This window comes from Cohnella sp. CFH 77786 (assembly GCF_019400745.1).
GTDB lineage: Bacteria > Bacillota > Bacilli > Paenibacillales > Paenibacillaceae > Cohnella.
This window is the reverse complement of record NZ_WJIB01000028.1, coordinates 1-15,409: the sequence shown is the minus strand read 5'-3', so window position 1 is coordinate 15,409 and position 15,409 is coordinate 1. Positions and strand designations below refer to the sequence as shown.

The following is a 15,409-nucleotide window of genomic DNA, read 5'->3' as shown; positions in this document are numbered from 1 at the left end:
TCGTGCGGACCTAAGCTCCCGATTGCAGCGCCTTCGCGATCATCGCAACCGCCTCAGCCCGGGTCGCGCTGCCTTGCGGGCGGAAGCTGCCGTTCGGGTACCCCCGCGCGATGCCCGCCTGCTGCACGGCGGCGATCGCCTCCTTCGCCCACGTAGAGATCCGTTTGCCGTCGGTGAACGAAACGTCCGCGGCAGCGGGCTTCAGCTTCGCGGCCCGCATGACCATGACCGCCATCTGCTCCCGCGTGATTTTGTCGTCCGGCCCGAAGCGGCGGCTGTCATAACCCGACACGATGCCGGCGGCGACCGCCGCGGCGATTGCGTCGTGCGCCCAATGGTCTGCCGTGTCGTCGAACGACGCGTTCCCTTGCTCCTGCAGCCCGAACGCCTTGACGAGCATCGCCGTGAATTCCGCCCGCGTGACGGTGCGGTCCGGCCGGAACGTACCGTCGGCGTATCCGCTCACCGCGCCGAGCTGGGCCAGCTTCTGGATCGCATCCTTCGCCCAGTGTCCTTCGATATCGGTCAAAGAGGCGCCGGCTTGCGGCCCTTCCTTCGGCGGCTCCGATTTCGGAACGGCCAGCACCGCGAATTTCGTGAAATGGAGCACATCCCCGCTCACCGTCCCGGCCGCCGGATCGACCTTGATATGGTCGAGCTTCACCCAGACTTTCGTTTCCTCGTTGAACCAGTAGACGCCGACCTCGTATTTCGCCGTATCGACTTTGGTAACGTCGAACGGCAGCACGATCGTCACCGGCTTCTCGTAGTTGCCGGGCACGTCCTTGACGATGGTGAACACTTCGCCGACCAGCAAAGTCTCTTCGCCCACCGGCAGCGCTGACGTGTCTTTCACGGTTTCCACCGTAACTTGAAAATCTCTGGCCAACGCGCCGGCCGGAATCCTCACGGTCACTCTGTCGACGGATACCGTGCCGCCGGCTGCTGCGGAGATGGTAACCGTATGCGCCGGGGTCCTCGTCTCGGGCGTTCCGCCGCTGCCCGATCCGCCCGGTCCGCCTCCGCCCGGTCCGCCTCCGCCAGGCGGGCCTGCGGCTCGAATGACCTTCACCTCGTAAGTTTGCGATTCCCCGTTGCGACTTGTCACTTCGATCGCGATCGGATTTACTCCGACTTGAAGCGCGATCGGCATCGAGCCGGCGCCGCCGGCAACCGGGCTTCCGTTCACCCGGATGCTTGCGTTAGCGTCCGCCGTCTGCGGAGTTACCGTGATGCTCGTTACGCCGTTTTCGACTGCCGCCTCATAATTCGTCGTACCCGGCTTAAACGAAGGAGATAACTTGCCGGAGCTTACCGAGATCCCGCTTAATACGGGAATCGAGGAATCCAGCAGGTAACGGTTTGAAGACGCCTGCACCCGGTTTCCGGCTTGATCGAACGCTTCAACGTGCAAGTACCATTCCCCGTCGGCATCGCTTTTGCTCAGCATCGTCCCGTTCGAGAACGTCAGCCAGCCCGTAGCGGGGGCCGTGCTTTGCTGCGTCCAGGCGTAGCGCAGCGCGAGAGCGTTCACGCCGCTTCCCGTATCGCTCACGGTTACTTGGGTCGATGCCGACCGCCTCCAGCTTTCGCTGCCAGAGGTTCCGAAACCGACGGACGGAGGCGTTCGGTCGATTCTGATGGACAAGGGAACGGACAGCGAACGGCCCGAGGCATCGATGACCTGGAAAACGACCGAATGTTCTCCTTCCTGATCGAATCGAATCTCCGTACCGTTCTCATACGGCACTGCTTGGCCGCCGTTCAACGAGTACGTAAGCGCAGCAACCCCGCTTGCGGCTTCGGCATACACGTGCAGAATAACGCTGTCGTTGGTCCACTCTCCGCTTCGGTAAGAACTGCCGCTAAAAGTCGCAAGCGTAGGCGTCAACGTGACCCCGCTTCTGCTGATCTTGACGGTACGGTGTGCAAGCGCTGCGTTGCCGGCCGAATCCACGGCTTTGAACGTCAGCGCGTATACCCCGTCGTTTTGGATCGAAAGGCTTGCCGCATATGGGTTCCAGCTGCTTCCGCCATCAAGAGAATAGGCGAGCGAAACCGCGTTGTCCGCATCCGTTACGGTTGCTTCCACGGTGATCTCCCGATTCGTCCACGTATCGTCGGCATAATCTCCGTCTGCCGTCTTCATCGCAAGATGAATCACAGGAGCCGTATTGTCCAACCGGAAACGTTCCGTCGCCGCGTTGGACCGATTGCCCGCCCGGTCGAGCGCCTGAATGTGCAAATACCAGTCTCCGTCGACACCGTTCAACTCCGGCGGATCCCCGTTCTCCAAAGCCATCCAGCCCGTATCCGGGGTTTCGGCGCTTTGTGTCCATGCGTATTGCAGGCTTCCTTCCGCAACGCCGCTTGCCGAATCGCTTACGATCGCCCCGGTCGATACCGAACGTTGCCAGCTCTCGCTGCCATTCTTCCCGAAGCTGAAGGAAGGCGGCGTCCGGTCGATGTTCACCGCGATCGGGAAGCTTAACGAATGCCCGGCCGTATCGGTCGCCTCGAACAGGATCGTATGCATGCCTTCCTCGCCGATCTCGATGTCCGTGCCACTCGCATACGGCATCGCTTGGCCTCCGTCGAACGAGTAGGTAAGCGAAGCGATTGCGCTCGCGCCTGCATCGGCGTCTACTTTGATCTTCACACTCTCCGCAGACCATTCGCCGGCCGTATAAGGGGACCCGTCGGATTTCGTCAGCGCGGGAACCAGCTTCATCTCGCCGGGCGAGATCGCGCGTACGATCGTCAGCCGATACGTCTTCGACCACTTGCCATCGTCCGCCGTCACCGCCACCGTGATCGTATTTTCCCCTTCCGCCAGGGGGATGGGTCCGCTTGCTTGTCCGCTCGCGGTTTCCGTACCGTTGATTTGGATTTTGGCGCCCGCCGTTCCCGCCGTCGGCTTCAAGGTGATGCTCGCAACGCCATAAGGCACCGCAGCTTCATAGACTTCCGTATCCGGCGCGAATTCCGGCTCGAGCGGCCATTTCTTTCCGGCTCCGTCTTCCACGATGAGCTCGGAGAGCTGAACATTGCCCGACAAGACGATCACGTTCAGCGAGACGGTCAATCCACCCGGATTCCGAACGCCCGAAGGCAAGATCAGCGTCCCCGTGAAAACATATTGTCCGGGCGTATTCCCGTCGAAATCGGGAGCGGCATCATCCCAGCCGACGGGGAACGAAGCCGGGCTGCCGTCCTGCAGCGTCACCGGAATCTCGGCCGGAAGATGAAGGCCGCCGATGCCGCCGACGGTGCCCGCCGCAACGCGCTTCTCGCTTAACGAACCGATGGATTGCACATCCACGCCCTCGAATTCGTAAACGCCCATATCCACGTGAGACCCGATCTTGCGCGCATTCCCGTTCAAATCCGCGATCACCCCATCCGGCACCTGGCCGTCGTCGCCGGCATCGACGGCGAACGAGCCGAATTTCAGCCGGTAATCGCCGTCAGCCGTCGGTGCGGCAGCCGCCGGCACGGGTGCGGCGAACCGCGGATCCCCGTCGACATTGCCCCCGACGTCGGCGCCATACTCCGGTTTCCAACCGGAGCTGCCGCCCGAGCCTTCAACCAAACTTCCCGACACTTGCGGGACGCTGGAGAGCAAATTCCTCAAGCTGCTGCCGTTGCCGTAAACGATGCTGTTGCGGATGACGGGATCGCTGCCGATATTCGTGATTCCTCCGCCCGCATTGCCGCTGATCGTCACGTGAATCAGAAGGGCGTCGCTGTTCGCTTCGTTGCTTACGGCCGAACCCGGCGATTGGTTGCCGGTGATCAGCACTTGCTTCAGTACCGCGCTGCCCGAAAAGCTATACATGCCGCTCCCGTCGATCCCGGCTATGTTGGCGCGTATCTTTACGTTTGTGAATACAGGGCTGCCATGATTGTTGAATATCCCGCCGCCGGATTCGCCGGCCCGGTTGCCTTCGATCAGTGCGTCCGTCAGCACCGGACTGCCGTTCGCATTGTACATGCCGCCGCCGGACATCGCCTCGTTATCGCGGATGACCGCGTTCGACAACGTCGGATGGCTGCCTTCTTCGTTGGCGATCGCTCCGCCCCGTCCCGCAGCCCCATTCCCCCGGAAAACGACGTTCCGCAGCGTCGGGCTGCTGCCGTAATTGTACATGCCGCCGCCGTATCGCTCGAAGTCGTTCTCGCCGTTCGCGTTACCGCCGGTGATCGTCACCCCGTCCAGCACGGCCGATCCGTCCAAATAAGGCTTATAACGGAAGTCGTGATTAAACACGTGGTAAGCGTCCCCGTCGGATAAACCGCCCGTGTCGTCGAGATCGCCGCTCAATATCGTTTCATGGGCCGTGAAATCGCGGAGCGCAAGCTGGAACGTATCCGGGTCCTCGTTTCCGGCGAACCCTCCATATACCGCCACCCCGTTCTTCAATCGGAAATGGGCGTTTCTGCCGTCTCCGTTCCCGGTCGGCTTGTACGTTCCTTCCGCGATCCAAATGGCGTCTCCCGCCCCGGTCGCCGCTTCCAAGGCCGGTTGCAGGTTCGCGTAAGCATTCTGCCAGCTGCTCCCGTTGTTCGCTCCCGTGGCGCCTTGCTTGACATAGATCACCTTCGTGCTGACGACGACGTTGACGGTAGCCTTGAAGCCGCCCGTGTTTTTCAAGCCGCTTCCCGGCTCCAACGTACCGGTGAACACGTACGTGCCCGGCTTGCGGCCGTCGTATGCCGGAACTCCCCCGTCCCACCGGACGTTCACCGCTTTCGTCCCCGTTATCCCTTCCGCCTTGACCTCTACGGTCGCCGGAAGCTTCAGATCGCTCGCCGCCGGCTTGCTGCCGGTGCGAACGAGAATGTCGGGGAGAGCGGACACCGATACGATTTCGCGGTCGCCTACGACGACACGGACTGTCGCAGCCGGCGTCTCCGAGCCGTCCGGGTTTACAACGCCGGAAGGCAGCGACAGCGTGCCGCTGAACGTATACGTTCCCGGGCTCCCGCCGTTATACGCCGGAGCGCTTTCGCCCCAGCTGACGGGCGCCGGCCATACGCTGCCGTCCTCGAGCGTAACCTCTGCCGCTGCCGGCAAGTGAAGGTCGCCGACGCCCGGAGCCGACCCCGTCGTCACATGGATGTCTTCACACGCCGCGACGGTTTGCCATCGGATCCCTTGGAACTCGTAAGCGCCCATATCGACGTGCACGCCGGCGATACGGGGAGCGCCCGGCAGGTCCGTCTCGATCCCCGCCGGCAATTCCGCGTCGCTTCCCCGATCGATGGCGGGCGATCCGACCCGCAGCCGGTAATCTCCGGCAAGGGTCGGCGCGCTGACCGCCGGCATCGCGCCGGCGAACCGCGGATCGCCGTCCGCGTTGCCTCCTTCGTCGGTGCCGAGCGAAGGGTTCCAAGCGGCGCTTCCGCCCGAGCCCCCGATCAGGCTGTTCTTGAACCGCGGAGTGCTCATGTAATTGTAAACGTTCGTCCCGTTCCCGAAGATGACGCTGTTGCGGACGACAGTGACGCTGCTGCCCCCGGTGTACAGCCCGGTCGTTTTGTTGCCGCTGATCGTCACGTGTACAAGCTCCGTATGGCTCCCGCCGTCGCTGACCACGCCGCTCCCCAAATACCCCGAGCTGTTTCCGCTGACGAGCGCGCCGACGATCGACGGATCGCCCATGTAAGTATAAATGCCGCCGCCGGAATTTACGGCTGTATTGCCGCGAACCCGGACAGCCGTAAATCGGGCGCTCGACTGGCTGTTATGAATGCCGCCGCCGTTCAAATCGGCCGTATTGCCTTCGACGATCGCTTCCGTCAACCGGGGAGCGCCTGCAAGGTTATACATCCCGCCACCCTCGTTGGCGCGGTTTCCTACAATCGCGATGTTCGTCATGACCGGACTGGCCGCCTGGTTGGAGATGCCGCCGCCGCGAGACGACGCCCGGTTGCCGCGAATCGTTACGTTGCGCAGCGTCGGACTGCTTTTGTTGTTATAAATCCCGCCGCCGTACGCATCCTCTCCATTGCCGTCCGCATTGCCTCCGGTGATCGTAACCCCGTCCATGACCGCCGTCGCGTCCAAGTAAGGCCGATACTGAAATGCGTGATAGAACACGTGGTAGGCGTCTCCGTCCGTCAGCCCCGGCTTGCCGTCGATATCCCCGCTGAAAATCGTCTCGTTCGCCGCGAAATCGCGCTGACCCAAATCGAACGCGTCCGGGTCTTCGTTTCCGGCAAAACCGCCGTAAATCGCCACCCCGTTTTCCATCCGATAATGAACGCCTCTCCCCGTCCCGTTCGCGGTTGGCTTATACGTTCCTCTCGCCACCCAGATGATGTTGCCTTGAGCGGGCGCGGCATCCAAGGCCGATTGCAGATCCGTAAAAGCGTCGTGCCAGCTGCTGCCGTCTTTCGCCCCGGTTGCTCCTTCTTTGACGTAAATGACTTTCGTACGGACCACGACGCGGACCGCGGCCTTCAAACCGTCCGGATTCCGAATGCCGATACCCGGCGCCAGCGTCCCGGCGAACAGGTACGTTCCGGCCTTGTTGCCGTTGTAGGCCGGCGTTCCTCCATTCCAACTCACGTTGACCGATCGCGTCAGCCCGCCGTCGAGCGTTACGCTCACCTGCGGCGGAAGCTTCAAATCGGCAGCGGCGGGTATGGCGTAAGTCGGAACGTGGATATCCGAAAGCGCGGAGACCGCAGTCACAGTCCGGTCGCTTACCCTCACTTTCAGCGTAACCTCCGGCTGCGCCGGTCCGTTCGGATTCGTTACGTCCGAGGGCAGCGTCACCGTCCCCGTAAACGTATAGGTGCCAGGTGTGTTGCCGTCATAAGCCGGCGTGCTGCCGTCCCAGCCGACGGCTGCCGTAGACGTCCCGCCTCCTACCAGCGTGATCCCCACTTGAGCCGGCAGCTGCAAATCGCCCATTGCCGGCGCCGCGCCTGTGAGCACCTCGATGTCGTTCAGCGCCTCAATGGATTTCAAAATCAGCGCAATCCGCTGGAACTCGAATGCTCCCATATCGACATGCGCGCCCGACAAACGCGAGGCTCCGCTCAAATCCGCGGTAATGCCGGAAGGCAAGTCGGAATCGCTTCCGGCGTCGATCGCGGGCGAGACACTCTGCAGCCGGTAATCTCCTTCCACGGTCGGGGCTTCGCCTGCCTGATGCGCACCTGCAAAACGGGGATCGGCATCCAGATTCCCGCCGCCGTCCGTTCCGTACGCCGGCTTCCAGCCGGAGCTCCCCCCGGACCCCGTGACAAGGCTATGGGAAATATACGGCATGCTGCCGCCCGTATTGTAAATTTCCGATCCGTTGCCGGCAATGATGCTGTTGCGGATGACGGGCCGGCTCCCGCCGCTGTTGTTCATGCCGCTGCCGACGTTTCCGCCGATCGTGACGTGAACCAGCACCGGGCTGCTCTCGTTGTTGTACATCCCGCCCAACGAGTAGCCGGAGGCGTTTCCGCCGATCAGGACGTTTACCAATGTCGGATTGCTCTTGTAGTTGGCGATGCCGCCTCCGAATCCTGCACGGTTTCCGCGCACCTTCACGCCGGTCAGCTTCGGATGGCTGCCGTTGTTGAAAATCCCTCCGCCTCCGTTGTTGCCGGCCGTATTGCCCTCGATCGTCACATCCGTCAACTGCGGAAGGCTTGCCGAGTTATAGAGGCCGCCGCCGCTGTCTGCAGCTTCATTGTCCCGGATCGTCACGTTCGTGAAGATCGGCTGGGCGGATTCGTTCGCGATCCCGCCGCCCCGGAAGGCCTTGTTTCCGCGAATGGTGACGTTTCTCAGCGTCGGGCTGCCGCCGTCCAGGTAGATTCCGCCGCCATATTGGTCATAGCCGGTGCCGTTCGCATAACCGCCGGAGATCGTCACCCCGTCCAGCACCGCCGTCGCGTTCAGGGCAGGCTCATTAAGGTAACGGGCCAATACATGGTAAGCATCCCCGCCCGACAATCCCGGCGTGCCGTCGATATCCCCGCTGAAAATGGTTTCGTTGGCCGCGAAGTCCCGCCCGCCCAAGTCGAACGTAGCCGGATCTTCGTCGCCCGCGAACCCTCCGAAAACCGTCACGCCGTTCTTCAGAAGAAAATGGACGGCTCTGCCGCTCCCGTTGGCGGCGGGCTTGTACGTTCCTTTCGCCACCCACACGATATCGCCCGGGGCGCTGGCCGCGTTCAAGGCCGATTGAAAGTCGGTGTACGCGTCTTTCCAGCTGTTTCCGTTGTTTGAACCCGATGCCCCTTGTTTGACGTAGATGACCTTCGTGCTTACGATCACGTTCACCGTAGCCTTCAGCCCGTCCGGATTGTGAATGCCGATGCCCGGCGTCAGCGTACCGGCGAACGTATAGGCGCCCGGCTTATTGCCGTTATAGGCCGGAGTCCCATTGTCCCACTGCACATTGACCGTCCGCGTCATGCCGCCTTCCAGCGTGACCATTGCCTGCGACGGAAGACTTAAATCGGACGCCGCCGGTTTGGTGAACGTCTGCACGCTGGCATCCGAAATCGGAGAGACCGAAACGATGTTCCGGTCGCCGACGATCACTTTCAAGGTTACGGTCGGCTGTCCCGGGCCGTCCGGATTCGTCACGCCCGCAGGCAACGTAAGCGTTCCTGCGAACGTATAGGTTCCCGGGGTATTGCCGTCGTAATCAGGCATGCTAGCGCCCCAGCTCACGCCCGCCGTCGAAACGCCGCCCCCCGCCAGCGTGATGCCGATTCGCGCCGGAAGATGAAGATCGCCCGCGGCCGGTGCGGAGCCGGTCAGCACTTCTAGATCGTCCAGCGGCGCAATGGATTGCAGGGCGATTCCCTGGAACTCGTAAGCCCCCATGTCGATATGCGCGCCGATCGTTCGGACTCCGCCGCCAAGATCCGTCGTCGTGCCGGCCGGCAGAAGCGTATCGTTCCCCGCGTCGATCGCAGGAGAACCGGGATGCAAACGGTAATCCCCTGCCGCTGTCGGAGCGTCTCCCGCTTTTTTGGCGTCCGCGAATCCGGGATCGCCGTCCGTGTTGCCGCCGCCGTTCGTTCCGAAAGACGTTTTCCAGCCGGCGCTGCCGCCCGAACCGCTGACAAGACTGTTGTAGAATTGAGGGTTGCTGTTGTAATTGTTGATGCTGGAAGAGCCGTTTCCATAGATAATGCTGTTGCGGACGATCGGATTGCCGTTCGCGCTGTTGTACAGTTCGAACCCGGAATTGCCGGTCACGGTAACTTGATTCAGCACGGGGCTGCTTTGGCTGCTGTACATGCCGCCGCCGAACTGCGATTTGTTGCCGCTGATCAAGACATTCGTCAAGACCGGATTGCTAGAATAATTGTAGATTCCGCCGGCGTATCCGTTAGCGGCTTGATTGCCCCGAACGGACACCTTCGTCAGCTTCGGGTCGCTGCCTATGCTATAGATGGCGCCGCCGTTTTGAGACGCCGTGTTGCCCTGGAACGACACGTTCGTGAGCTCGGGATTGCTGGAGTCTACATACATGCCTGCCCCGCTGATCTCCGACGCATTGTCGATAAACGCGACATTCTTCATCTGTAGATCGCTTCCGCCCAGCAGGGCGAGCCCGCCGCCGTGGATCTTCGCCCGGTTGCCGCGAATGACGAGATTTCGTAAAGTCGGCGTATGACCGTTGATAAAAACTCCACCGCCATACGCATAATCCCCCGATCCATTCGCATTGCCGCCGGTAATCGTAAACCCGTCGAGCACCGCGGACGCATCGCGGTGGTTATTGGGGTTTAAGCCGCTGTACAAATAAACCACATGATAAGCGTCTTCGCCGGACAGACCGGGCGTGCTGTCGATATCGCCGCTTAGAATCGTTTCGTTGGACGCGAAATCGCGCGTGGACAAATCGAAAGTCGCCGGATCTTCGGTGCCGGCAAAACCTCCATAGATCCCGACGTTGTTTTTCAGTCGGAAATTCACGGTTAACGGAGACGTACCCCCGAATCCGGTAGGCTTATACGTCCCTTTCGCGACCCAGATCGTGCTTCCTGCCGTCGCCGCACTGATCGCGGTATGCAGGCTCCTATAAGCATCCGCCCAGCTCGTCCCGTTGTTCGCGCCCGTCGCGTCCCCCTTCACGAAGATGACGCTGCCCGCAGCGCTCGCCGTTTTCCAAACGGCCGCCCACGGTCCGATCGCCAAACAAACCGACAACAAGAGGCTTAGCGGCCATCTGTATGTCCTCATCTTTTTCCCCACCCCAGCCCTCTGCCAAAATGAAATCTCGCAATCGTGCGAAACACGGGTCACAGGATCGGATCCCCCAACCTTCCAACCGCAACCCGCCCCATTTCGCGCAGCTTGGCCACGGCTTGCATGCGGCTTTTGACTCCCAGCTTGGCGAAAATCTGAGAATTGAACCACTTGACCGTCCCCACCGTCAAAGACAGCTGCTGCGCGATCTCCTCGTTCGTGAAGCCTCGTTCCATCAAGGTCACGATTTCCGCTTCGCGGCTCGTAAGCAGTCCCGCATAGCGGACGGCCGGCTCGCCCGTCGTTTCCGCGGCGCCGGTACAGGCCGCCATCCTGTTGCGGAGCAGCCTCGCTTTGACCCGCATGACCAACACTTGCGGGTCGAACGGCTTCGTGATGTAGTCATCGGCGCCGAGTTCGAATCCGAGGATGATGTCGTCCGCATCCATTCTTCCGCTCATGATGACGATGGGAACGTCGTTGCTTATGCGAATCTCCTCGCACACCTCGAAACCGCTCATATCCGGCAGCAGAATATCCAACAGGATCAAGTCGGGGCTCTCCCGATCCATGATTTGCAAGGCGGTGCGGCCACTGACAGCCTCAAGCACGCGAAAACGCTCGTTCTCCAAATAACCCGCGACAATCGCGCGAATATGGTCATCGTCCTCTACCAGCAAAACGGTCGGGTATGTCATCGAACCGGCTCCTTCACGCATTTGACCATCATTGTAATGAAGAGGAGATTTTCGGACACCTGACCAAAGTAAGGAATCCGCAAATTTTTCCTGCTTGTGAAGATGTCGTTTCGCCCTATGATAGAAAAAACAAGATGGTCCTCCCCGCCTTTGGGGCCGGAGAACCATCTTGGTTGAAGATACCGCGGTTATTCCGCTTTCATGTTCAGGCAGGCAAAGATCATGGCCGCGGCCATGGCGCGGGTGGCCTGGGCTTGCGGACGGAAGGTGCCGTCTGGGTAGCCCTGGAGGATGCCCGCCGCTTTCACGGCGGATACCGCCTCCTGCGCCCAGTCGGAAATATCCGCTCCGTCGGTGAATGCCGTCGGTTCCGCGACCGCCTGAAGCTTGGACGCCCGCACGATCATGACCGCCATCTGTTCGCGGGTGATCGGATCGTCCGGCCCGAACCGCTTGTCGTCGTAGCCCGCAACGATGCCTCCAGCAACGGCGGCGGCGATCGCATCACGCGCCCAATGCGTTTTCGTATCTTCGAAGGACGCGGTCAGTCCCGCTTTCAGACCAAAAGCCTTGACCACAATCGACGCAAATTCTGCTCTCGTGATCGGCTTGTCTGGCCGGAAGGTGCCGTCTGCATAGCCCTTGACCGAGCCTAGCTCGACTAATCCCTTGATCGCATCCGCCGCCCAGTGGCCTTGGATGTCGCTCAACGTTGCGACCGGCTTCGCAGGGTTCGGTTGTTGCGCCTCTTCGGCCGTCTTCTCCACGGCCAGCACCGCGAATTTGGTGAAGTGCTGGACATCGCCGCTCACCGTTCCCTTGCGGTCGACCCGAATATTGTCCAGCTTCACCCACTGCTTCGCTTCTTCGTCGTACCAGTACAAGGCAAAGTCGTAGCGACTCTCGTCCACCGTCGCCGGGTCATATTCGAGCGTGACGGTTACCGGCTTCTTGAACTTGCCGCCTTTGTCTTTGACGAGGGAGAAGACGCGGCTGACGATCCGGGAACCGTCCTTCGGCTCCAGTCCCGAAGTACCGTCCATCCGCTCGACCGTCACCCGGAAGTCGCCGTCCATGGCGCCGGCCGGAAAGTGGATCTTCGCCCCATCGACCGTTACGGTTCCGCCAGCAGCTGCCGTGACGGCAACGGTTCGTTCCGAAACGGCCGCTCCGCCTGCACCTCCGCCGCCGCTGCTCGTTTGACTCTTGGGCGCCCGTGTCACCTTCACCGAGTACGTCTCTTTCGTTGTTCTATCCTGCGCCGTCACTTCGACTGTAATCGCACTATCCCCGACAGGCACGTTCACCGGATCGCTCGCCTTGCCGCTGGCGACGACCTTACCGTTCACCTTCACCGTCGCGTTCGGCTCCGCCGCCGTCGGCGTTACGGTGACGGCCGCCACGCCGTTCACAACCGCCGCGCTGTACGCATTGGTGTCTTCGGCAAAGGCCGGACTAAGCGCGATTTCATGGCCTGACCCGTCTTTCAAGGCGAGCCCGCTCAAGTTTGCATGGCTCGACGGCGCCCGTGTCACGGTGACCGTGTACGACTTCTCCGCGCCATTGTGCGCCGTAACCAGCACGGTAATCGCATTGGCTCCAACGTTCAACGGTACGGCACCCGAAGCGGTTCCGCTTGTTACACCAATGCCGTTCACCGTTACGACCGCATGGCTGTCCGATATTGTCGGCGTGACCGTGATGCTCGTCACGCTGTTTGCTACGCTCGCCGTATAACTCGTCTCGTCCGCGTCAAACGATGGGTCCAGCGTAACGCCGCTCAACGCCAGTCCGCTCAAATCGGCGTTGTTCGAAAGGAAAGCCGATAACTTCTTCGGAGAAGTCAAATACCTTCCCATTTCTCCGATGCCCAGTTGGCCGTAATCATTGTCTCCCCACGCCCATACCTTGCCGTCGTTCTTGACGGCCACACTATGATTGCTCCAGCCTGCCGAGATCGCGGCAACGCCGCTTAACCCGGGTACTTGCAAGGGAGACAGTCGGTTCGTCGTCGTACCGTCGCCAAGCTGGCCCCTCCAGTTTGCTCCCCACGCCCATACCGTGCCGTCGTTTTTCAAAGCCATGCTGTGTCCAGTGCCCGCAGATACCGCGATAACGCCGCTTAAACCTGGCACCTGCAATGGTGTGTCGCTGGATTCCGTCGTACCGTTGCCAAGTTGGCCGCTGGAATTGTTCCCCCACGTCCAGACCGCGCCGTTGTTATCCGAAACCATCGTGCGGATGGCCGTCGATACCGCCGCGATATCGTTTATGACAGACACCTGCTTCGGGGTGCTGCTGGATATCGTACCGTCGCCAATCGTTCCGAATCCCCATGCCCACACCGTACCGTCGGCCTTTACCGCCATACCAAGCGTTCCGCCGGCCGAGATCGCGACAACGCCGGTCAGATCCGATACTTTCTTCGGAGTAGAACTGGGATTCGTCGTGCCGTCGCCAAGCTGGTTCCCGCCATTGTATCCCCATGCCCACACCGTGCCGTCGCTTTTCAGCGCCAGACTGAAGCTGCTGCCGGCCGAAACCGCCACAATGTCTGTCAGGCCAGCCGCCTGTACGGGAGTTGTTTTGTAGTCCGGTGCTATGTCGACTGTGCCGTCGCCAAGCTGGCCATACGCATTCCATCCCCAAGTCCATACCGTGCCGTCGCTCCGGATCGCCATGCTGTGGTTCTCGCCTGCAGCGACCGCAACAACGCCGGACAGCCCCTGCACCTGCACGGGAGAAGGCCGGTCTGTCGTTGTACCGTCGCCCAGTTTGCCTTTTTGATTCAATCCCCAAGCCCATACCGTGCCGTCGTCTTTGACAGCCAAACTATACCGTTCGCCGGCAGCGGCGTAGACCGCATTCGTCACGGTTGTCTGCACGGGAACGGCGCTCTGTCTCGTCACTTCGCCAATCTGATTTTCCTCGTTTGAACCCCACAACCACACCGTTCCGTCGTCTCTTAACGCCATGCTGTGGCTATCGCGCGCCGAAACGGCGATCATTCCGCTTAACCCGGGCACCTGCGCCGGATTGCCGTTATCGGTCGTCGTGCCGTCGCCGAGCTGGCCGTCCCAGTTCGCCCCCCACATCCATACCGTGCCGTCGTTTTTGAGCGCCATATTGGAGTTGAACGCTGCCGATATGGCGGTAACGCCGGATAAACCCGTCACTTCAACCAGTCCGGCACGTTCCGTCATCGTCCCGTCGCCGAGCTGGCCGTACCAATTTGCTCCCCATGTCCACACGGTACCGTCGCTTTTCAGCGCCATATTGTGAGACTCGCCTGCCGCGACCGCGATCACGCCGGTCAAGTCCCCCACCGGCGCCGGTGTGCTGCCGGTTTTCCACTCATATACCGTACCGTCTGCCGTCAGGGCCAAATTGCTCGAAGCGCCTGCCGCGACTGCGGTTACGCCCGTTAAATCCGGCACCTCTGCCGGGGTGGTACCGCCGCCTTGTCCCCACGCATATACCTTGCCGCCGCTCACCGCCAGGCTGTGGGACCGGCCGGCCGCGATCGCGGTCACGCCGGTCAAGTAACCGGAAGGGTCGGAGCTGTTTTTCACCTGCACCGGTGCGTTGCTGGAGTCCGTCGTGCCGTTGCCAAGCTGGCCGTTCCCATTCGAGCCCCATGCAAACAACGTGCCGTCGTTCTTCAAAGCCAGGCTGTGCTCGGTACCGGCCGAGATCGTTGTCACGCCGGATAAACCCGTCACTTGAACCGGGACCGAGCGGTCCGTCGTCGCGTCTTCTTCAAGCTCGAGATACTGGGTGGCGCCCCACGTCCACACCGTGCCGTCGCTCTTCAGCACCATGCTGTGGCTGCCGCCTGCCGCAATCCCGACCGCATGCGGAACTTCCGCCGCGGAAGCTTTGCCCTGTAACGGAATCGGAAGCGCCGCGGCGAGAACCGCCAAGACCAGCATCATGATCCACCATCTGTTTGCCCTTTTCACGCGAAACCCACTCCTCTTTTCCCCGAAATTCGGCATTTTCCCTGGTTCCGTCCATCATTCTAGCGGAAGCCTTGGCGGGGCACACCTGACGAAGGTGAGGGATTTCGACTTTTTTCGGCCATAAGTAAAACGGCTAAGCCGTCCTTTTCGGACGGATAGACGTTTTATCGAAGATCAATCAGAGTTGCATCAACGCCCGCCCGATTTGATTTCGTTCTGCTTGAAGGCGTAGCCCAAGCGAAGGCGCGGGAGCGAGAATTGTCTTTTACCCTGGATTGCGTTCGTTCCACATTACCCCAAACACATCCTTTTTATCCGGACCTCCTGCCCCCCCCCCCCGTACCTCCGTACTCGCACGTTAAGCTCCTCCCGCGAGCTTATCTCACTCCCGGCACTCCCACGCCCTCCCACGCTCCCACGTTAAGCTCCTCCCGCGAGCTTATCTCACCCCCGGCACCTCACGCTCCCACGTTAAGCTCCTACCGCGAGCTTATCTCACCCCCGGCACTCCCACGCCCCCAAGTAAAGCTCCT

Annotated in this window: 3 protein-coding genes; all 3 read right to left on the bottom strand. The window is 61.1% G+C overall.

Annotated features, from left to right (window positions below):
- Nucleotides 1-10 precede the first annotated feature (10 nt).
- Nucleotides 11-10,210: an Ig-like domain-containing protein gene (locus tag GE107_RS25555; protein WP_219644533.1), complete on the bottom strand. Its 10,200-nt coding sequence runs from the start codon at nt 10,208-10,210 to the stop codon at nt 11-13.
- A 59-nt stretch (nt 10,211-10,269) separates the two neighbouring features.
- Complete coding sequence (locus GE107_RS25550) at nt 10,270-10,914, bottom strand: response regulator transcription factor (RefSeq protein WP_219644531.1); 645 nt, start codon at nt 10,912-10,914, stop codon at nt 10,270-10,272.
- 188 nt (nt 10,915-11,102) lie between these two features.
- On the bottom strand, nt 11,103-14,876 hold the full coding sequence (locus GE107_RS25545; RefSeq protein ID WP_219644529.1) for an RCC1 domain-containing protein: 3,774 nt from the start codon (nt 14,874-14,876) through the stop codon (nt 11,103-11,105).
- Between the last annotated feature and the right edge of the window lie 533 nt (nt 14,877-15,409).